The sequence below is a fragment of the Nocardioides sp. Soil777 genome, assembly GCF_001428425.1.
GTDB classification, from domain to species: domain Bacteria; phylum Actinomycetota; class Actinomycetes; order Propionibacteriales; family Nocardioidaceae; genus Nocardioides; species Nocardioides terrigena.
Genome location: NZ_LMSN01000019.1, coordinates 207,426 through 227,566, shown reverse-complemented (window position 1 = coordinate 227,566; position 20,141 = coordinate 207,426). Strand labels below are relative to the sequence as shown.

18 protein-coding genes are annotated in these 20,141 nt (G+C 74.0%); 13 read left to right on the top strand and 5 right to left on the bottom strand.

The window, feature by feature from the left end:
• Positions 1-37: 37 nt before the first annotated feature.
• A complete protein-coding gene (locus tag ASG88_RS19445) occupies positions 38-2,074 on the bottom strand; it encodes a PhoX family protein (protein ID WP_056889095.1) in 2,037 nt (678 codons plus the stop codon).
• A 161-nt stretch (positions 2,075-2,235) separates the two neighbouring features.
• Between ASG88_RS19445 and ASG88_RS19440 the strand changes: the two genes are divergently transcribed.
• The 3 genes from ASG88_RS19440 (at position 2,236) to ASG88_RS19430 (ending at position 5,506) form a co-directional block, all read left to right on the top strand.
• A complete protein-coding gene (locus tag ASG88_RS19440; protein ID WP_157559834.1) occupies positions 2,236-2,934 on the top strand; it encodes a hypothetical protein in 699 nt (232 codons plus the stop codon).
• Positions 2,935-3,005: 71 nt separating this feature from the next.
• A complete protein-coding gene (locus ASG88_RS19435) occupies positions 3,006-4,412 on the top strand; it encodes a PepSY-associated TM helix domain-containing protein (RefSeq protein ID WP_056889093.1) in 1,407 nt (468 codons plus the stop codon).
• Positions 4,409-5,506 carry a threonine aldolase family protein gene (locus ASG88_RS19430; RefSeq protein WP_056889092.1) on the top strand — a complete coding sequence of 366 codons (1,098 nt, stop codon included), beginning with the start codon at positions 4,409-4,411 and terminating at the stop codon, positions 5,504-5,506. The genes ASG88_RS19435 and ASG88_RS19430 overlap by 4 nt, the downstream gene beginning before the upstream one ends.
• A 79-nt stretch (positions 5,507-5,585) precedes the next feature.
• Here ASG88_RS19430 and ASG88_RS23950 read toward each other — a convergent pair whose 3' ends face one another.
• Positions 5,586-5,861, bottom strand: coding sequence for an HU family DNA-binding protein (locus ASG88_RS23950; RefSeq protein ID WP_056889091.1), 276 nt, complete (start codon positions 5,859-5,861; stop codon positions 5,586-5,588).
• A 283-nt stretch (positions 5,862-6,144) separates the two neighbouring features.
• Here ASG88_RS23950 and ASG88_RS19420 point away from each other — a divergent pair, with 283 nt between their 5' ends.
• The 4 genes from ASG88_RS19420 (at position 6,145) to ctlX (ending at position 10,485) form a co-directional block, all read left to right on the top strand.
• Positions 6,145-7,086, top strand: coding sequence for a universal stress protein (locus ASG88_RS19420; RefSeq protein ID WP_056889090.1), 942 nt, complete (start codon positions 6,145-6,147; stop codon positions 7,084-7,086).
• A gap of 118 nt (positions 7,087-7,204) precedes the next feature.
• Positions 7,205-8,083, top strand: a complete 879-nt coding sequence (locus ASG88_RS19415) for a glycerophosphodiester phosphodiesterase (protein ID WP_056889089.1) — start codon at positions 7,205-7,207, stop codon at positions 8,081-8,083.
• A 116-nt stretch (positions 8,084-8,199) separates the two neighbouring features.
• Positions 8,200-9,417 (top strand): hypothetical protein, encoded by a 1,218-nt coding sequence (locus tag ASG88_RS19410; RefSeq protein ID WP_056889088.1) that lies wholly within the window; start codon positions 8,200-8,202, stop codon positions 9,415-9,417.
• A gap of 30 nt (positions 9,418-9,447) precedes the next feature.
• Complete coding sequence (gene ctlX / locus ASG88_RS19405; protein WP_056889087.1) at positions 9,448-10,485, top strand: citrulline utilization hydrolase CtlX; 1,038 nt, start codon at positions 9,448-9,450, stop codon at positions 10,483-10,485.
• On the opposite strand, the gene ASG88_RS19400 is transcribed toward ctlX, so the two are convergent.
• Positions 10,460-11,683, bottom strand: coding sequence for a hypothetical protein (locus ASG88_RS19400; RefSeq protein ID WP_056889086.1), 1,224 nt, complete (start codon positions 11,681-11,683; stop codon positions 10,460-10,462). The genes ctlX and ASG88_RS19400 overlap by 26 nt on opposite strands.
• A 57-nt stretch (positions 11,684-11,740) precedes the next feature.
• Here ASG88_RS19400 and ASG88_RS19395 point away from each other — a divergent pair, with 57 nt between their 5' ends.
• Complete coding sequence (locus tag ASG88_RS19395) at positions 11,741-12,202, top strand: MarR family winged helix-turn-helix transcriptional regulator (protein WP_056889085.1); 462 nt, start codon at positions 11,741-11,743, stop codon at positions 12,200-12,202.
• Here the strand turns inward: ASG88_RS19395 and ASG88_RS19390 are convergent.
• Positions 12,187-12,906 carry a GntR family transcriptional regulator gene (locus ASG88_RS19390; RefSeq protein ID WP_056889084.1) on the bottom strand — a complete coding sequence of 240 codons (720 nt, stop codon included), beginning with the start codon at positions 12,904-12,906 and terminating at the stop codon, positions 12,187-12,189. The two genes, ASG88_RS19395 and ASG88_RS19390, sit on opposite strands and share 16 nt — an antisense overlap.
• A 112-nt stretch (positions 12,907-13,018) precedes the next feature.
• Between ASG88_RS19390 and ASG88_RS19385 the strand changes: the two genes are divergently transcribed.
• The 5 genes from ASG88_RS19385 to ASG88_RS19365 are packed head-to-tail and all read left to right on the top strand — an operon-like array spanning position 13,019 to position 17,390.
• Complete coding sequence (locus tag ASG88_RS19385; RefSeq protein ID WP_056889083.1) at positions 13,019-14,278, top strand: NRAMP family divalent metal transporter; 1,260 nt, start codon at positions 13,019-13,021, stop codon at positions 14,276-14,278.
• Positions 14,278-15,057: a LamB/YcsF family protein gene (locus tag ASG88_RS19380; RefSeq protein WP_056889281.1), complete on the top strand. Its 780-nt coding sequence runs from the start codon at positions 14,278-14,280 to the stop codon at positions 15,055-15,057. The genes ASG88_RS19385 and ASG88_RS19380 overlap by 1 nt, the downstream gene beginning before the upstream one ends.
• The gene (locus ASG88_RS19375; RefSeq protein ID WP_056889082.1) at positions 15,054-15,662 is read left to right on the top strand and encodes a 5-oxoprolinase subunit B family protein; all 609 of its coding nucleotides are present in this window, start codon (positions 15,054-15,056) and stop codon (positions 15,660-15,662) included. The genes ASG88_RS19380 and ASG88_RS19375 overlap by 4 nt, the downstream gene beginning before the upstream one ends.
• The gene (locus tag ASG88_RS19370; RefSeq protein WP_056889081.1) at positions 15,662-16,606 is read left to right on the top strand and encodes a biotin-dependent carboxyltransferase family protein; all 945 of its coding nucleotides are present in this window, start codon (positions 15,662-15,664) and stop codon (positions 16,604-16,606) included. Before ASG88_RS19375 ends, ASG88_RS19370 begins: the two co-directional genes overlap by 1 nt.
• Positions 16,599-17,390, top strand: coding sequence for a putative hydro-lyase (locus ASG88_RS19365; RefSeq protein WP_056889080.1), 792 nt, complete (start codon positions 16,599-16,601; stop codon positions 17,388-17,390). Before ASG88_RS19370 ends, ASG88_RS19365 begins: the two co-directional genes overlap by 8 nt.
• Before the next feature lie 13 nt (positions 17,391-17,403).
• Here ASG88_RS19365 and ASG88_RS19360 read toward each other — a convergent pair whose 3' ends face one another.
• Positions 17,404-20,139 carry an HAD-IC family P-type ATPase gene (locus tag ASG88_RS19360; RefSeq protein WP_056889079.1) on the bottom strand — a complete coding sequence of 912 codons (2,736 nt, stop codon included), beginning with the start codon at positions 20,137-20,139 and terminating at the stop codon, positions 17,404-17,406.
• Between the last annotated feature and the right edge of the window lie 2 nt (positions 20,140-20,141).

Here is a 20,141-nt window from a genome sequence, read left to right as displayed (position 1 = left end):
GGCCCAGCGCGACCGTCGGTGCCGTCGGAGGACCGCGTCAGCGGCGGGTGACCTGCACGACCGTCGGGCGCGGTCCGGCGAACTGGCCGCGACGCGGGGTGCCGCCGGCGCCCACGAAGTCGGGGAAGTAGGACTGCTGGGCCTCCCAGGAGCCGTCCTCGCCCGGGTGCTGCACGGCCACGAAGACCGAGGCGTCGCGGTCGTGGATCACCGGCCCACAGGTCTCGGCCCCGGTCGGGACGGCGAGGAACTGCTGCACCCGACCGCGCTCGGGCCCGGCGACCGGCACCTTGAAGAGCCCGTCGGACTTCTTGATCGCGCTCGGCTGGCCGTCGGTGGAGACCCAGAGGTTGCCGACCGAGTCGAAGGCGACGTTGTCGGGGCAGGAGATCGGCGACACGGGCCCCGTGTACCCGCCGAAGTAGCGGCCCGCGGAGGCCTCGTCGCCGCAGATCAGGAAGAGGTTCCAGGCGAAGGCCGGCGCCGTGTGGTCACCACCGGTCGGCATCATCTCGACGACGTGGCCGTCCTTGTTGGCGTTGCGCGGGTTGGGCTCGGTCGGGCCCTCCTTGCCGACTTTGCCGCGGTCGGTGTTGTTGGTGCACGCGACGTAGACGAACCCGTTGACGTAGTTGGGCTCGACGTCCTCCGGCCGGTCCATCTTGGTGGGCTGGACCGTGTCGGCGGCCAGGCGCGTGTAGACGAGCACCTGCTCGGTGGTCATGCCGGGCACGACGGACTCGCCGTCGACGGTGAGCGGCAGCCACTCGCCGGTGCCGTCGCTCACGCCGTCCTCGAGGCCGTCGCCGGTGAAGCGGGCCACCGACAGGTCGCCGTGCGACAGCAGGGTCTTGTTGTGGGCGCGGTCCCGCTTGGACCCGCCGGGGCGGTAGGTGTCGCGGGAGACGAAGCGGTAGACGTAGTCGAAGCGCTCGTCGTCGCCCATGTAGGCCACGACCTTGCCGTCGCGGTTGACGATCACGTTGGCGCCCTCGTGCTTGAAGCGGCCCATCGCGGTGTGCTTGACCGGGGTCGAGCGCGGGTCCTCGGGGTCGACCTCGACGATCCAGCCGAAGCGGTTGGGCTCGTTCGGGTTCTTCGTCGCGTCCCAGCGCTCGTCCACGGTGCGCCAGCCGCGGGCGTCCTGCGCCCCCAGCCCGTAGCGCTTCTCCTCGGCCGAGGTGCCGGCGGCGAGGAAGTACTGGTTGAAGTTCTCCTCGCCCGACAGCACGGTGCCCCACGGCGTCGTGCCGCCGGCGCAGTTGTTCATGGTGCCGCGGACGCGGGTGCCGGACGGGTCCTCCGCGGTCCGCAGCAGCGGCGAGCCGGCGGCCGGGCCGTCGACGGTGAAGACGGTGTCGAGGGTGATCCGGCGGTTGAGGCGACCGGTGCGCTCGTAGCGCCACGGCTCACCCGCGTGGCGGCGACGCAGCTCGACGACCGACATGCCGTGCGCGGCCCACGCGGTGCGGACCTTCTCCTCCGCCGACATGGTCGGCGGGAACATGATGCCCTCGTTGGTGTACTCGTGGTTGGCCACCAGCAGCGCGCGGGTGCCCTTGCGGTCGGTCACGATGATGTCGAGGTAGTCGCAGTTGTAGCCGAACTGCTGGGCCTGCGCCTGGTGGGTCTGGGCGTCCTGGTCGAACTCGGGCGCGCTCGCCGTCACCGGGTCGCCCCAGCGGATGATCGGGTCCCAGCGGTAGCCGCCCGGCACGGTCACGTCGTCGACGGTGGGGGCGACCGGGCCGATGGCGTCGAACGCGAGCCCGGTCGGGCGCGGAGCCTTGCCGGGGGCGGTGACGAGCGGGGCGGCGGTGGCGCGCCCCGAGGTCTGCGGGGCGAAGGCGACGGTGGCGGCACCGACGGCCGCGGCGCCGAGGACCGTACGCCGCGACAGTGCGGTCGCGGCCACGTCGCGGAAGTAGCCGGTCTCGGTGGTGTTGGGGACGTCCTTGAAGCACGCGTCGCCGCAGCGCAGGTGACAGGTGACGGCGCTGCGGTTGCCGTGCGTGCGCCCGGCCATGGGCAACAGGGCGCGGTGGCCGTCGGGTCGGACGGGGCTGAGGGTCATCGAGCACTCCTGGAGAGTCGCGTGGTGGGTGGTGGCTGCTGCCCAGGAGCCAAGCGAGGTCGTCTGGCCGTCCGGTGACGACCACGTGAACGGCGGCTGATCCCGAGCCCGCGGTCCGGGGTCGCGCGCCGCCGACGGGCCCGGATGGGAGGATGGCGACCGTGCCCGGCCGTCCCGACCCCCTGCTGCTGTGGGGTCGCGCGGCGGTGCTGACCGCCTCCACCTTCCTCGTCGGGGCCCTCGGGCACGTGACGGCGGGCGGGATGCTGCCCGGCGTCCCCGCCCTCGTGCTGCTGCTCGCGACCGGGACGACGCTCGCGGCCGCCTTCCTCTCCCGGCCGGCGTCGACGCGCCTGCTCGTCGGCCTCGTGGTGGGCGGCCAGACGCTGGTCCACGGCGCGCTGAGCCTCACGGCAGGCCACGGAGAGGGCCACGCAGGCGGCGACAGTGCGGCGTCGTACCGCCCCGCACCGCTGCCCGGCTCGCTCCCGACCGGCTCCGGAGGCCGGGTCGGCTCGCTCCAGGACCACTACGAGGCGACCGTCGCGGCACCCGTCGCCACCGGGCTGACGGTCCCGGACCCGGCGTCCCTGCTCGACCACGCACCCATGTTCCTCGCCCACGCCTCCGCCGGGGTCCTCGTCGGCCTGTGGCTGGCCGTGGGGGAGCGGGCCGTGTGGGCCCTGCTCGCCCTGGCCGTGCGCGCGGTGCTGGCACCGCTGGTGGTCCTCCTCCCGCTGACCCCCGCCCGGCGGCTCCGTCCCGCCGTCGTCCACCTCCACCCGCTGCACCGCACCGCGCTCGACCGCGTCCACGGCAGCGTCGTACGTCGCGGTCCGCCGGCCCTCCTCGCCGCCTGACCTGACCTTCCGCCTCCCGCCGCACGCCTGCCGTGCGGCGGTCGAGGCGTCGTACGCCCTCGAGGAGACGCATGACCACCGCACCACCCCGTCCTGCCCGAACGACTGCGCCCGGCCTGTTCCGCGCCTTCTGGCGCTGGCACTTCTACGCCAGCTTCCTCGTCATCCCGATCCTGCTCGTGCTGTCGGTGACCGGGCTGATCTACCTGTTCCGCTTCCAGCTCGAGCCGCTGCTCCACCCCGACCTGATGACGGTCTCGGCGCCCAGCGACACCGCGATCCAGCAGCCCTACGCCAACCAGCTCGCCGCCGTCGAGCGGGAGTACCCGGACGCCACCGTGGTCTCGATGTCCGAGCCGCGCGAGGACGGTCGCAGCACCGTCTTCTCGGTCACCACCGACGACGGGGCGGCCCGCGACGTCTTCGTCAACCCGTACGGCGCGGAGGTCCTCGGCTCGCTCGACCCCGACCGCACCGTGTCGGGCATCGCGGTGCTGCTGCACGGCGAGCTGATGAGCGGCACCGTCGGCGACCTCGTCATCGAGCTCGGCGCCTGCTGGGCGATCGTGATGGCGCTGACCGGCTACTACCTGTTCGTGCGCGGCTGGAAGGCCCGCCGACGGCGGCTGGCCAAGGGCGCCACCGGGGCGCGGTTGCGGTCCAGCCACGGCGTCGTGGGCGCCGTCGTCGGCGTCGGGCTGCTCTTCCTGCTGGTGTCCGGGCTGCCCTGGACCGGCCTGTGGGGGGCCAAGGTGCAGGAGCTCGCCACCGCCCAGGGGTCCTCGCTGTGGAGCGAGGACCACGGCGCGCTCTCCGACCCGACCTCCTCGCTGGACGAGTCGCTCCCGCACAGCCACTCGGTCGAGGTGCCGTGGGGGATGGGGGAGTCGGAGGTGCCGCGGTCGACGGCGCCCGCGGACGGCGAGGAGGGGCGCAGCGTGGCCAACCTCGACACCGCGGTCCTGGCGGCGGCCGATGCCGGCCTGCGCCACCCGATGACGATCGCCCTGCCGGCGGACGAGGAGGGCGTGTTCTCGGTGATCGGCTACGCCTTCGACGCCCCGTCCGACGAGCGCACCGTCCACGTCGACCGGTACGGCGGCGAGGTCGTCTCGACGTACGGATTCGACGACTACCCGGTGCTCGCCCAGGTGGTCGCTCAGGGGATCGGGCTCCACGAGGGCCGCTCGTTCGGGACCTGGTCGATGGTGGGCACGACGCTCATGTGCCTGGCGATCGTCTTCTCGTGCGTCACCGGGCCGCTGATGTGGTGGCGTCGCCGCCCGTCGCGGTCCGGCTCGATGGGGGCGCCCCGCGGCCGGATGCCGCTGCGGGCGTCACCCCTGCTGCTGGTCGGCCTCGTGGCGCTGGGGATCTTCCTGCCGCTCTTCGGCCTGTCGGTGCTCGCGATCCTGCTGCTCGACCAGCTGGTGGTGCGGCGCGTGCCGGCGCTGGCGGGATGGTTCGATGCAGCATGACCGACGAGACGGACTTCACCGACCGCTTCCGCGCCGCCGCGCGCTCCTGCGACCGCACCGTGTTCTGGCGCCTCACCCGGCCGGCCGACGACCTCGCCCGGCTCGCGGCGGCGTGCACGGAGCTGGGGATCGACGAGTGGGACGGCTACGGCTCGCGCGGCGCGGTGACCGAGCTGGAGTCACAGGTCGCGGCGCTGCTCGGCAAGCCGGCGGCGCTGTTCGTGCCGAGCGGCACGCTGGCCCAGCAGGCGGTGCTGCGCATCTGGTGCGACCGCTCCGGCAGCCGCCGGGTCGCGCTGCCGGACCTCTCGCACCTGGTCCACCACGAGGAGGACGGGCCGCGTCGGCTGCACGGCCTGGAGTGGGAGTTCCTCACCACCGGTCGGCGCACCCCCGTGGCCGCCGACCTCGCGGCCGTCCCGGGCCGGCTCGGCGCCGCCCTCACCGAGCTGCCCCTGCGTGACGCCGGCTGCCTGCTGCCCTCGTGGGACGACCTCGTCGGGCTGTCGGCGGCGGCCCGGGAGCGCGGAGTGCCGCTGCACCTCGACGGCGCGCGCCTCTGGGAGTCCCAGCCGTTCTACGACCGTCCGCTCCCCGAGATCGCGGGGCTCTTCGACAGCGTCTACGTGTCGTTCTACAAGGGGCTCGGCGCCCAGGCCGGTGCCTGCGTCGTCGCCGACCAGGACGTCGTCGACGAGCTGCGGGTGTGGCGCAAGCGGATGGGCGGCACGCTGTTCGCGATGACGCCGTACGCCGTGGGTGCCCTGCTCGGGCTGCGCGACGAGCTGCCCCGGATGGGGGAGTACGCCGACTGGGCCCGCTCCCTGGCGGCCGCGCTGCCGTCCCGGGGTCTGCGGGTGCACCCGGCCGAGCCGGGCATGTGCACCTTCGAGGTGTACGCCGACGGCGTGGCCGAGGAGGTCAACGAGCGGCTGCTCGACCTCATGGCGGCCGAGCGGACCGTGCTGTGCGGTCCGTTCCGCCAGACCGACGATCCGGGGACGGTCGTCACCGAGGTGTCCTGCTACGCCGCCGCCACGGCGTACGACCCGGAGAAGGTCGCCGACTGGCTGGGCCAGGTCGTGAACGGGTGAGTGGAGGGGGCTGAAATGACCGCTGGGACCCGAGTCACGTGGTGACTCAGGTCCCAGCGGGAGGAACCGGGTGGCTCGATCAGCCGTTGACGGCCGACTTGAAGGCGGAGCCCGCCTTGAACGCGGGGGCCTTGCTGGCCGCGATCTCCATGGTCTCGCCGGTCTGCGGGTTGCGGCCGGTGCGGGCCGAACGCTCGCGCGACTCGAACGTGCCGAAGCCGGGGAGGGTGACCTTCTCGCCCTTGGCCACGGTCGAGGTGATCGAGGTGATCACGGCCTCGAGGGCCTTGTCGGCCTGCGCGTTGGTCAGGTCGGCGTGCTGGGCGATGGCGTCGCGAAGCTCGGTCTTGTTCACGTGTATTGCTCCTTGTTCGATCCTTGGGATTTCACTCCACCCAACATGATCCGGGGGCTGATCCCCAAACCTGGCTGTTCCCGGGCGGTGTGCTCGGTGGGCAACGCTATAGGCACACCCGGCCCCGACGTGGCACCGATCCCCGCAAACCGGGCCCCGGGGTGTCGCCTGCGGGGTGGTGGTGACGTCCGACCGTGAGGTCAAGGGCCCTTCGGCCCTCCCGGCACGCAGCCCGCAGCGGGACCGTGGAGGCAGCACCCACCACCGAGCAGCGGAGGCCGTCATGACCGAGCACCACACCGTCGCCGAGCACGACGTCCCGCCCGTCCTGGTCGCCGTCGGGCACGACCCCATGGACGCGGCGCTCGAGCTCGCCGTCCACGTGGCGGTCCGCGAGGGGTGCGGGCTGCACCTGCTGCACGTGCTCCACCACGTGGCGCAGGGCCCGGAGATGGTGCTCGTCGACATCGTGGACCTCGAGCACGCTGCCCGGCTGGTCCTGGGGGCCGCCGAGGAGCGGGCGCGCGACCTCCTGCCGGAAGGGCTGCCCGTGTCCACGCAGCTGGTGTGGGGCGGCCCGGTCTCCTCCATCGTGGCGACCTCCAAGGACACCCGGATGGTCGTCCTCCAGCGCCGTCCGCTCTCCCGGGTGCTGCGGGTCGTGACCCGGTCCACCTCCAGCGGCGTGGCCGCGCACGCCCACGTCCCGGTGGTGTCCGTGCCGGCGCGCTGGAGCCCGCCCGGCTCCGGGGACGCGGTCCCCGTGGTCACCGTGGGGGTGGACGTTCCGGAGCGCGCCGAGAACGTGCTCCGCGCTGCGGTGCACGAGGCCCGTGGTCGCGGAGCGACGCTGCGGGTGCTGCACACGTGGTCGTTCCCGGGTGCCTACGACGACATCATCGTGTCCCGCGTCGAGCACGAGAGGTGGACGGAGCGGGCCACCAGCGACATCCGCGAGGCGCTCTCCGGCCTCGGTGAGGAGGCCACGGGCCTCACCGTCGAGATCGAGGCCAGGCACGCCTTCCCCGGGGACGCCCTGATCCAGGCCGCGCGCACCTCCGACCTGCTGGTGATCGGCCGGCACGACCCCCTGGTCCCGGCCGGTTCGCACCTCGGCCCGGTCGCGCGGGCGGTCCTGCGTGAGGCCGTCTGCCCGGTGATGCTGGCCGACCCCCGACCCCGGCACCACTGGACCACGCACCGCCAGCACGCCGACGTGGTCTGACCGCATGGCCGTCCCGCCCGGGTGACGGGACGGCGGTCCCGGCGGCGGCCGAGACCTCCTCGCGGGGTCGGGTCCGCGGCCTCATGTCGAGGGATCCCGCTCGCGCGAGCCTGCGGAGATGGACACCGCACACCGCTCGATCGCTCGCCGACTGGCCGTCAGGACCGCGCTGCTGGTCGCCCTCGTCACCGTCGTCCCGTGGCCCGCGTCGGGTGGGGCGACGCCCGGCGCGTCGCCCGCGGCCCCGGCGGTGACGTCGGCCGGGTGCCTCCGTGACCGCGTGCTCGTCCTGGGCCACCGGGGGACCGGTCCGGGCACCCGGACCATCGGGGGGCAGGCCTTCTCGGAGAACTCCCTCGCCGCCTTCGAGCAGGCCCTGCGCGTCGGGGCGGACGGGGTCGAGGCCGACTACTGGCCCACGGCCGACGGGCGGATCGCCACCCACCACGACCCGACGCTCGACCGGATGACGCCCGGCAGGGGCCGGCTCGGCAGCACCCCCTGGGCCCGGGTCTCCCTCGCCCGCCTGCCGAGCGGCGACCGGGTGCCGACCTTCGGGGCAGTCGCCGCCGCACTGGCGCCGTACGACGCGCACCGGCAGCAGGAGGTCAAGCACGGCGCGGCATTCAGCAACGGGCAGCTCCGACGCATGGTCGCGACCGACCTGTCGGCCAGCGACCCCGGCCGGGTCCTGTACACGTCGTCCGAGCCGCGGACGCTGGCTCGGATCGACGCCATCGACCCCCGGGTCCGCGTCGGCCTGATCGCCCGCGACCCCACCTCCCGCCCGGTGATCGAGGCCCTCCCGGCGTGGCTGGACGCGGTCCTCGTCGACCTGCGTGCCGTCGACGCGGACTGGGTCGGGCACGCCGAGGAGGTCGGGCTCCAGGTCTCGGCGCGCGGCGTGGACACCGTCGCCGACCTGCACCGTGCGGCTGACCTGGGGGTCACCCGGGTCCTGACGGACCGTCCCGAGGTGGTCGGCCGCGCGTGCTGACGCGCTGCTGGTGGCCGCGACCCATTCCCGGCGGGACGGGTCCGCAGCCCCATGCGTCCGGGACGGCCCGGCGCCCACACTCCTGGTGGCGGCGGACGTTGACGGAGGAGGACCGGATGACTGCGGTGGTGCTGCACATCGGGTTGCCCAAGACGGGCACCACGACGATCCAGGCCGCCCTCGACGCGAGCGCTCCCGCCCTCGCCGGGCACGGCGTCCTCCTTCCGTGCGGGGGGCACCGGGGCCAGCGCCTCGCGGCGTACGACCTCATCGGCCAGCGGGTCCCCGGGCACGAGCGCTCGGCCGTCGCCGGGGCCTGGGACCGCCTCGTCGAGGAGGTGGACGCGTTCGACGGGCGGCGCGTCGTCGTCTCGGAGGAGGAGCTCGGCCGGGCGCGTCCGGGCCAGGTACGGCGGCTCGTGCGCACGCTGGACGGTCACGACCTGGTGGTCGTGGTCGGGGTCCGGGACCTCGCGCGCACGCTGGTTTCGGCGTGGCAGCAGTCCGTGGTGATGGGCGGGACGACGTCGTGGTCCGACTTCGTGGCCGCCGTGCGGGAGCCGGGCGCGGGCTCGCTGCGCGCCGGCACCTCGTTCGCCCTCCGGCACGACCCGCTGCGGGTGCTGCGCACCTGGGGGGCGCACGTGCCGCCGGAGCGGATCCGGGTCGTCACCGTGCCGCCGCCCGGCGCCCCGGCACCGTGCCTGCTCGAACGCTTCGGCGACGCGGCGGAGCTGCCGCGCGAGGCGTGGCGGACCGGGGTGCCGTCCCACAACGACTCCCTCGGTGCCGTCGAGGTCGAGCTCCTGCGCCGGGTCAACGCCTCCCTGGGCGGCCGGCTGCGGCCGGCGGCCCACCGGTACGTCGTGGAGGAGGGGATCCGCCGGGAGTGGCGGGTGCCGGGTTCGAGGTCGCTGGTGCTCCCCGCGCAGGACTGGGCCTGGGTGTCGGAGCGGAGCCGGGCGATCGTCGACGGGCTGGCGGCGGGCGGGTACCCGATCCACGGCGACCTGTCCGACCTGGTGCCGGGGGAGCCGTCCCCGGACGGTCGCCGCCCGGACGACGTCACCGACGCCGAGCTCGCGGCGGCAGCGGAGTCCGCGCTCATCTCCCTCGCGGTGGCGCACGCCCGTCTGCACCGCCGCCACCGCCGATCGCTGGGCGGCACGGAGACGCCCCCGGTGACCCGGTCGCAGGCCCTCGCCAGCGCCACCCGGGCCGCGGCCCTCGACGCGCAGCGCCGGGCGCTGGTCCTCGCCGACCGTGCTCCCGGGGTCGACCGGGCGGTCAGCGCCCTCCGGCGCCTGGACAGCCGGCGCCGTCGAGGCCGTTGAGGGACGGCCCATGGTCTAGATTGCGCTCCCGTGAGTGCACAGGCCCCTTCCGCAGTCATCCTGATCCGCGCCGAACGATTCACCCCCAATCCGGCGACGGCCGCCGACAACGCCTTCCAGGCCGACGCCCCGGAGGGACAGACCGACGACGCCACCGCCGCGAAGGCGCTGGCCGAGATGGACGCCCTGGCCGCCGCGCTGCGGGCGGCCGGCGTCCGGGTCCACGTCTTCGACGACGAGGACCACACCCGGCCGGACAGCGTCTTCCCCAACAACTGGCTCTCCACCCACGCCGGCGGGATGGTCGCGGTCTACCCGATGTACGCCTCCAACCGTCGCCACGAGCGTCGCGCCGACGTGCTCGAGCTGCTCAAGTCGTCGTACCGCGTCCAGACGATCGTCGACTACTCCGGACTCGAGCCGGACGGCATCTTCCTCGAGGGCACCGGCGCGATGGTCCTCGACCACGTCTCCCGGGTGGCCTATACCGCACGCAGCCACCGCGCGGACACCCACGTCCTGGAGCGCTTCTGCACCGACTTCGGCTACGAGCCGATGGCCTTCGAGGCGGTCGACTCCGAGGGCGTGCCGGTCTACCACACCAACGTCATCGCCTGCATCGGCACGGACGTCGCGCTCATCGCCCTCGACATGATCCCCGACCTCGACCGCCGGGCCCAGGTGCGCGAGCGCCTCTCGGTCAACGGCCGGACCGTCGTGGAGCTGACCGAGGAGCAGATCCGCGAGTTCGCCGGCAACGCGGTCGAGCTCTGCGGTCGTACGCCGGAGGGCCGGCGCCGCTACATCATGGCCATGTCGGCGCGGGCCCGGGCTAGCCTGCGTCCCGAGCAGGTCGCCGCGATCGAGGAGTCGTGCGAGATCGTCGCGGTCGACATCCCGACGATCGAGCTCGCGGGCGGGTCGGTGCGCTGCATGATCGCCGGCGTCCACCTCGACCGTCGCCCCGCGGCGGAGCCCGAGCTCACCGAGGCGGTCGAGGCGATCAACGAGGACGACCCCGAGACCCTCGACGGCAGCGACCTCATCCGCGCCGACGAGGAGGGCTGACGGCCGTCCGGTCGTAGAGGTCGACGAGGAAGCGCGCCAGCCCGACGCGCTGGGTGAAGGTGGCGCTGGGCGGGTCGCCCGCGCGGGCGCCGTCGAGCTCCCCGTAGAGGAAGCCGTCGAATCCGCTGCGGAGCAGCGCGGACGTCGCGAAGGCCTCGCGCACGGACGCCGGTGTCTCGTGCACGCCCTCGGCGGCCAGGCCCTCGACGTACGCCGGGACGACGGCGGCGGCGATCCCCGGCAGCCGGCCGGCGGGGACGACGTCGGAGTGGACCAGCCCGACCAGGAGCTGTCCGAGGTCGAAGCCCAGCGCGTGCGGGCTGCGGAAGGACACGTCGATCGCGACCAGCCCGTCCGGGTCGTCCGCCGGGACGAGGAGGTTCTGGGGGCTGGCGTCGCCGTGCGGGAGGGCCTGCGTGAAGCCGTCGAGGCGGTCGAGCAGCGTGGGGATCTCCTCCCCGAGGGCGAGGAGGGCCTCGGCCACGTCCCGGTCGCCGGCGAGCCAGGGGTGGCCCCACAGGTCGTCGTCGGCCAGCGGGGCGAGGCCGCGGGCGGGGACCGCCTGCTCGGCGTACATCCTCAGGGCGAAGCCGGGCGGCAGGTCGGTCACGGCCAGGACCTCGTCGGTCGTCGAACGGGCGTTCCACCGGCCGAGCAGGTGGGCCGCGTGGGCGTACGCCGAGTCGTCCCAGGCCAGCGGGCGCTCGGCGACGTCCTCCTGCCAGACCGCGACCCGGTCGTCGGGGAGCTCCACCAGCCGGTGCAGCCGCGGGGCGCGCAGGCCGCGGGGGAGCGACGCCAGGACCCGCGGGTCCCAGAGCTCCAGCTCGGAGCGCCAGGGGAACGTGTCGGAGAAGTGCTGCGCCACGGGTGGTGGCATCTGCTGGAGGCCCGACCAGTGGCGCACGTGCTGGAGCACCTTGCAGAAGAGCGACCAGGGGGCACCCGCGGTGTCGCGACCGTGCACGCGGTGCACCCCGGCGGTGGCGGGGGAGCCCAGGGCGTGGGGGACGCTGTCGACGACGGTCGTCCCCTGGTCGGGGCTGCGGCCGAGGGCCTCGTGCACGAGGCCGTCGAGGGCGGCGGCGGTGTCCGCCTCGTCGGTGCCGAGCAGCGCGGCCAGGGTCGCGGTGGGCGCGGCGGGGAGGTCGTCGCGCGAGCGGGCCCCGCGCGTGGGTGCTGCGGTGGTGTCGTCCATCGTCGTCCCCGATGTTGTCAGGTAACCTTACCGTTCTGTCGATAGTAAGGTTGCCTTATGACATCGGTCAAGGACGATCTCCCGGACCACGCGCTGGCGCTGCTCGGCTACGTCATGGACGGCATGCGCCGCGACGTGCACGCCAGGAGCGCGGCCGGGGCCGGGGCGGCGACGGGGCTGCGCTCGAGCCAGCTCCGGCTGCTCAGCCTCACGCCGGTCGACGGGATGCGGGTCACCGACCTGGCGGAGCGGGTCGGCATGACCAAGCAGGCGCTGGGCGAGTTCGCCAACGCGCTCGAGGACCGTGGCCTGATGGAGAGCGTCCGGGACGACCAGGACCGCCGGATCCGCATCCTGCGCCCGACCGAGCAGGGCCGCCGCGCGGTCGCGGACGGCGAGGCCCTCATCGCCGAGGTGGAGGCCGACTGGCGTCGGCGGCTCGGCGCGCAGCGCTGGGAGCGGCTGCGGGCGCTGCTCCTCGCGGCCGCCGAGCTGGGCCCGGGTCAGCCCGCGGAGTAGGCCTCGACCAGCTGGGACTCGGCGGCGTCGAGGTAGGTCGCCATGGCCGCCTCGGCCGCGGCGAGGTCGCGCGTCTCCAGCATCCCCAGGATCCTCCGGTTGTCGGGGAGGTAGGCCTCGTGGAAGGCCTGCGGCGCCGCCATCACGTGGAAGACCAGGCGCAGCTCGGCGAGCAGGTGGCCCATCGCCTCCGCGACGCGGGGGCTCTCGGCGAGGGCGGCGATCGCCTGGTGGAAGTGCATGTTGGCGGTGCCGACGTCCACCCACCGCCCCCCGTCGGCCGCGGCCTCGCCCTCCTCGACGGCCGTGCGGGCGGGCTCGACGAGGACGGCCCAGCGATCGGCGTACGACGCGTCGGCCGCGAGGCGTTCGGCTGCGCGGCGCACGGCGCCGCACTCGAGGATGCGGCGCAGCTGGTAGAGGTCGCGGACGTCGTCGACGGTGAGCTTGCGGACGAACACGCCGCGGTTGAACTCGTGCACCAGGAGCCGCTCGTGGCCGAGCAGCCGGAACGCCTCGCGGAGGGTGTTGCGCGAGACCCCCAGGGCGGCGCCGATGTCCTCCTCGGAGAGCCTGGTCCCGGGGGCGAGGTGGCCCTCGGTGATGCGGGTGCGGAGCACGTCGGCGACCCGGCCGGCGGTGCTGGCGCGACCCAGTCGGGGGCGCTCGGCCTGCAGCTCCTCGAGCCAGTCGGTGGTGGTCACGCGGGAACAGTATCGGACGGGGGTATTGACGAATTGTTCAACAATCCCTCACTCTGGTGTGACGGGGACCACCACTCCCGGGCACGATGCGGGACCGACAGATGGGCCACACATGACCGACGACACCAGCCAGCACCGCGCGACCGACAGCGCGACGGACAGCGAGCCAGGCAGCGCGACGGCCAAGGCCGGAGCAGCCCGCGGGGCACTCCTCGGCGCCATGTTCCTCATGGCCACCAGCGCCATCGGGCCGGGCTTCATCACCCAGACCACCGTCTTCACCGCCGAGCTCGGGGCGGCCTTCGCTTTCGCGATCCTGGTGTCGATCCTGGTCGACATCGCCGTGCAGCTGAACGTCTGGCGGGTCATCGGGGTCTCCGGCATGCGCGCCCAGGAGCTGGCCAACTCGGTCCTCCCCGGCGCCGGCTACTTCCTGGCGGCCCTGGTCGTCATGGGCGGCCTGGTCTTCAACATCGGCAACATCGGCGGCACCGCGCTGGGCACCAACGCGATGTTCGGCCTCGACGTCAAGATCGGCGGTGCGATCTCCGCGGCCATCGCGATCGGCATCTTCCTCAGCAAGCGGGCCGGCGTGGCGATGGACCGCATCGTCGTGGTCCTGGGCCTGCTGATGATCGCCATGGTCACCTATGCCGCCATCGTCTCGGGCCCGCCCGTCGGTGAGGCGCTGCGCCAGACCGTGCTGCCGGACGAGGTCGACTTCCTCATCATCACCACGCTGATCGGTGGCACGGTCGGTGGCTACATCACCTACGCCGGTGCCCACCGCCTGGTCGACTCCGGCATCACCGGCAGCGAGCACGTCCGTGACATCACCCGCGGCTCGGTGACCGGCATCCTGGTGACGGGCGTGATGAGGGCCCTGCTGTTCCTCGCCGTGCTCGGCGTCGTCGCCGGGGGCGTGACCCTCGCCGCGGAGAACCCGCCGGCCTCCGCCTTCGAGGCGGCGCTGGGCGACGTCGGTGTCCGGGTCTTCGGCATCATCCTGTGGGCCGCGAGCATCACCTCCGTGATCGGCGCGTCGTACACCTCGGTGTCCTTCCTCGCCGGCTTCTCCAAGCGCCTCGAGGCCCGCAGGCCGCTCCTCACCGTCGTCTTCATCCTCTTCTCGACCGTGGTCTACCTCGCGCTGGGCAAGGCCCCGGTGACGCTGCTGGTGCTCGCCGGCGCCCTCAACGGCCTCATCCTCCCGGTGGGCTTCGCCGTGATCCTGTGGGTCGCCGCACGCCGGACCGACCTGCTGCGCGGCTACCGCTACCCGCGCTGGCTGCTGGTCGTCGGCGTGCTCGTCTGGGGTCTCACCGTCTACCTCGGCTGGAACTCCCTGAGCGGGATCGCGGCGCTGTGGTGATGGGCGAGCAGCGGATCGACCTCAACGCAGACCTGGGCGAGGCGTTCGGCGCCTGGACCCTCGGCGATGACGACGCCCTCCTGGAGCTGATCACCAGCGCCAACGTGGCCTGCGGCTTCCATGCCGGGGACCCGACGGTGCTGCGCCGCACCTGCGAGCGTGCCGCCGAGCGCGGCGTCGTGATCGGCGCCCAGGTCGGCTACAACGACCTGGCGGGCTTCGGCCGGCGCTTCCTCGACGTGGAGCCCCACGAGCTGACCAACGACGTGCTCTACCAGCTCGGCGCGCTCGAGGCCTTCGCCCGGGTCGCCGGGACGCAGGTGCGCTACGTCAAGCCGCACGGCGCGCTCTACAACGCGATCGTGCACCACGAGGCGCAGGCCGAGGCGGTGGTCGAGGCCGTGCTGCGCTACGACCCGACCCTGCCCGTGCTCGGCCTGCCCGGCTCGGTGTGGCTCGCGACCGCCGAGTCGGCGGGGCTGACCACCGTGCCCGAGGCGTTCGCCGACCGCGCCTACACGCCCGAGGGCACGCTGGTGTCCCGGCGCGAGGACGGCGCCGTGCTGCACGACGTCGACCACGTCGCGGAGCGCAGCGTCCGGATGGCCACCCACCGCGAGGTGGTGGCCATCGACGGCTCGCTCGTGGAGGTGCTGGCCGGATCGGTGTGCGTGCACGGCGACAGCGAGGGCGCCGTCGCCATGGCGGCCGCCGTACGACGCGGCCTCGAGGAGGCGGGCGTCCGGGTGGCCCCCTTCGTCGGAGGCGACGTCACATGAGGCTGCTCCCGTGCGGTGACTCGGGCCTGCTGGTCGAGCTGGCGGACCTCGACGAGGTGCTGGCGCTGTATGCCGAGCTCGTCGACGACCCGCCCGCGGGCGTCGTCGACCTGGTGCCGGCCGCCCGCACCCTCATGCTCCGCATCGACCCGACCCGGACCGACCCCGCCCAGGTGGGCCGCGCCGTGCGTGCCACGGCGACGCGACCCGGACAGCGTCCCGACGAGGGACTGGTGGAGGTGCCGGTGACCTACGACGGCGAGGACCTCGCCGAGGTCGGCCGCCTCACCGGGCTGGGGGAGCGCGGTGTCGTCGAGGCGCACACCGCGCAGGAGTGGACCGTGGCCTTCTGCGGCTTCGCACCCGGCTTCGGCTACCTGGTCGGCGCCGACGAGCGGCTCACGGTGCCCCGGCGCAGCGTCCCCCGGACCCGGGTCCCGGCGCGGTCGGTCGCGCTGGCCGGTGAGTTCACCGGCGTCTACCCGCGCGAGTCGCCCGGCGGCTGGCAGCTCATCGGGCACACCACGCTCCAGCCCTGGGACCTCGACCGCGAGCCGCCCGCCCTGCTGGTGCCGGGCGTCCGCGTCAGGTTCGTGGCGGCGTGATGCCGCTCGGGAGGAGGGCCGCCCGGTCCACGTCGTGGCTCGAGGTGGTCGCCCCGGGCCCGCTGACCACCGTCCAGGACCTGGGCCGCCCCGGTCTGGGAGCGCTCGGCGTCGGTCACTCGGGTGCCGCGGACGTCCCGGCGCTGCGGCTGGCCAACCGGCTGCTCGGCAACCCCGAGTCCGCCGCCGCCCTGGAGGTGACCTTCGGGGGACTGGAGGTCGTCGCCCGCGGGAGCGTGACGGTGACCCTCACCGGCGCCCCCTGCGCGGTCACGGTCGACGGCCGCGACCACGGGGCGTACGGCGTCGTCCGGGTGCCCGACGGCGCCACCGTGCGCCTGGGTACGCCGCGCTCCGGCCTGCGCAGCTATCTCGCAGTGCGCGGCGGCATCGACGTGCCGGAGCAGCTGGGCTCGCGGGCCTCGGACACGCTGGCCGCGCTCGGTCCGGCGCCGCTGGCCCCCGGGGACCGGTTGCCCGTCGGCACCGCCACCGACGTCCACCCGGGCGTGGACGTGGCGCCGGTGTCGGTGCCCGAGGACGGCGACGTCACCCTCCGCCTCGTCGACGGGCCCCGCGCCGACTGGTTCACCCCCGCGGCGCACGGGGCGCTGGTGTCGGGGGCCTACGAGGTCACCGCCGACAGCAACCGGGTAGGGATGCGGCTCGCCGGGGCGGAGCTCGAGCGGGCGCAGGACCAGGAGCTGCCCAGCGAGGGGATGGTCTGCGGTGCGCTGCAGGTCCCGCCGTCCGGGCAGCCGACGCTCTTCCTCGCCGACCACCCCGTCACCGGCGGCTATCCCGTGATCGCCGTCGTCGTGCCCGCCGACCTGCCGCGGGCTGCTCAGGTGCGCCCGGGCCAGCACATCACCTTCAGGCGGGTGTCGGCGCCGCCCCTGCCCGCCGCCACGAACCCGACTGCGACAGGAGACACCGATGACTGAGACCGACCGTCCCGACACCCTCGCTCCCGCCGAGGCGCGCGAGCTGTTCCGTGGCGGGTTGCGGGTGCCGACCTCGGGGTGGTGCGCTGGCTGGACCCAGGCCAACCTCCTGGCCGTGCCGCGCGACCTCGCCTACGACTTCCTGCTCTTCGCCCAGCGCAACCCGGCGGCGTGCCCGGTCCTCGACGTGACCGAGCCCGGGGCGGTGAGCAGCCCCCGCTTCGCCGGTGACCTGCGCACCGACCTGCCGGCGTACCGCGTCTACGAGCACGGAGAGCTGGTCGAGGAGGTCGACGACGTGACCGCGCGCTGGCGCGACGACATGGTGGCCTTCCTGATCGGCTGCAGCTTCACCTTCGAGGACGCGCTGCTCGCCGCCGGGGTGCCCGTCCGACACATCGAGCAGGGCAGCAACGTCCCGATGTACCGCACCGACGTCGCGTGCCGCCCGGCCGGATCACTCTCTGGCCCTCTGGTCGTGTCGATGCGCCCGATGGCCGCGTCGCAGGTGGCCACCGCGGTGCGGGTGACCTCGCGCTACCCCGCGGTCCACGGGGCGCCGGTGCACATCGGGTCGCCCGCCGAGCTCGGCATCACCGACCTCGACCACCCCGACTTCGGGGACCCCGTCGAGGTGCGGCCGGGTGAGGTCCCGGTCTTCTGGGCGTGCGGGGTGACCCCGCAGGCGGCGGTCATGCAGTCCCGCCCCGCCCTGGCGATCGGCCACGCTCCCGGGCACATGGCGATCACCGACATCCGCGAGAGCGAGCACGTCGTCCCGTGAGGCCGGCGCGCCCTCACCCGTGGGGGGCATGCCTGGCGGCGAGCCGGAGGGCCAGGAGCTTGTCGACCGAGATGACGAGCGCGATCGCGGCCGCGACACCGAGGATCCGGATCCAGGCCGCGCCGTCCAGCGGGGCGGTGCCGAAGACCGCGTTCATCAACGGCAGGTAGGTGAACGCCGCCTGGGCGGCGACCTGCACGAGGACGCCGCCGACGATCCACCGGTTGGAGAGGAGTCCGAGTCGCCACGACGGTCCGACCAGCGAGCGGCAGCTGTAGAGGTAGAAGACCTCGACCGCGACGAACAGGTTGACGGCGGCCGTGCGGGCCTCGGCGAGGTCGACGCCCCGGGCCTGCTCGGAGATGAAGATCCACCAGGACCCCACGACCAGCAGCCCGGCGACGAAGACCGTGCGCCACACCAGGGTGCGGGTGAGCAGGGGCAGGTCCGGAGCGCGTGGAGGCCGGTCCATGATGCCGGCCTCCCGCGGCTCGAACGCCAGCATGAGCCCCAGGACGACCGCAGTGGTCATGTTGATCCACAGGATCTGGGTCGGGAGGATCGGCAGCTCCGACCCGAGCACGATGGCGACCAGGATGACGAGGCCCTCGCCCATGTTGGTCGGCAGCGTCCAGACGATGAACTTCGTGAGGTTGTCGAAGACCCCGCGCCCCTCCTCGACCGCCGCCTCGATCGTCGTGAAGTCGTCGTCGAGGAGCACCATGTCCGCGGCGTCCTGTGCGACCTGTGTCCCGCCCCGACCCATCGCGATGCCGATGTCGGCCCGGCGCAGCGCCGGCGCGTCGTTGACCCCGTCGCCGGTCATCGCCACGACGTGACCGGCGGACTGCAGGGACTCGACGAGGCGCAGCTTCTCGCCGGGGGAGACCCGGGCGAAGACACCCGCGGCGGCCACCGTCGCGGCGTACTCGTCCTCGGGCAGGGACGCGAGCTCGGTGCCCGTGACGACGCGGCGTCGGTCCGCTGGTCGGTGGTCCAGCCCCAGCTCGTCGGCGATGGCCGCCGCGGTGGCGGCGTGGTCGCCGGTGATCATCTTGACCTCGATCCCGGCCGCGTGGCACGCCGCGACCGCCGCGGCGACGTCCGGGCGCGGCGGGTCGAGCATCGCCTGCAGCCCGGTGAGGACGACGCGGCCCCGCAGGCCCTCGGCCGTGAAGTCGTCCGGGTCCGCGTCGCGCACCAGCCCGGTCGCCAGGACGCGGAGCCCCCGGGCGGCCAGGCGGTGGACCGCGTCCACGACGGCGGCCCGGTCCAGCGGCTCGACCGTGCCGTCGGCCCGCATCCACTGGTCGCACAGGTCCGCCACCCGCTCGACGGCTCCCTTGACCAGGACGAGGTGGCGGCCGTCGGAGGAGCGACGGTGCAGCGTGGCCATGTACTGCCGCTCCGAGTCGAACGGGATCGTGGCCACCCGGAGGGTCTCGGAGTCGAGGGTCGCGGCGGGGCCGCCCTTGAGTCCGACGACCTTCATGGCGGCCTCGGTGGGGTCACCCGAGATCGTCCAGTCCTCGCCGTCGCGGACGACCCCGGCGTCGTTGCAGTCCGTCCCGGCGGTCAGGCACCACCGCAGGGCCGCCTCGGTGGACAGGTCCGCCCGGACGCCGTCGCGGCGCAGGTCCCCCTCCGGGTCGTAGCCCTGGCCGGTGGCCTCGAGCTCGCCGTCGGGGGTCCACACGCGCCGTACGGTCATCTCGTTGGTGGTGAGGGTGCCGGTCTTGTCGGTGCAGATCACCGTGGTGCTGCCCAGGGTCTCGACCGCCGGGAGGTGGCGTACGACGGCACGTCTGCGCACCATGCGCTTGACGCCGATCGCCAGGGTGATCGTCACGGCGGCCGGAAGCCCCTCCGGGATGGCGCCGACGGCGAGGGCCACGGCAGCGGTGAACATCTCCGGGGCACTCTCGCCGCGCAGCAGCCCGATCACGAAGGCCACCACCGCCAGCGCGACGATCACCACGGTGAGCAGCGAGCTGAAGCGCGCGAGCTTGCTCGTCAGGGGCGTCGCCAGCACGGTCGCCCCTCCGACCATGCGGTGGATGCCCCCCAGCTCGGTGCGCTCCGCGGTGGCCACGACCAGGCCGCGCCCCGTCCCGGCGCGCACCAGGCTGCCGGCGTAGAGCATGTTGGTCCGGTCGGCCACCCGCGCGGCCAGCTCGAGCACCGCGTCGGCCTTGCGGATGGACGCCGACTCCCCGGTCAGGCTGGACTCGTCGACCAGGAGCTCGGTCGCGTCGACGACGCGCAGGTCGGCGGGCACCTTCTCGCCCGGCTCCAGCGCGACGAGGTCCCCACTGACCAGGTGCTCGGACGCGATGGTGCGCCGCTGTCCCGCACGCACGACGCGCGCCTCGCCCCGGACCATCGACCGCAGGCTCTCGAGGGCGGCGAGGGCCTTCGACTCCTGGACGAAGCCGACCAACGCGTTGACGAGGACCACGCCCAGGATGACTGCGGCGTCGACGTACTCACCGAGCAGCAGCGTCGTCAGGGCGGCCGCCAGGAGGACGTAGATCAGCGGGTTGTGGAACTGGAGGAGCACGCGCCGCAGGAGCGGTTCCCCCCGCGCCTCCGGCAGGGTGTTGGCGCCGTCGCGGGCCAGGCGGTCGACCGCGACCGGCTCGTCCAGGCCGCGGTCCCGGTGGCTGCCCAGGTGGGCGACGACCTCCTCGACGGGGACGGCGTGGTGGTGGCGCTCCGGACCGGTGTCGACGGCGCGGGGGTCCGGCACCT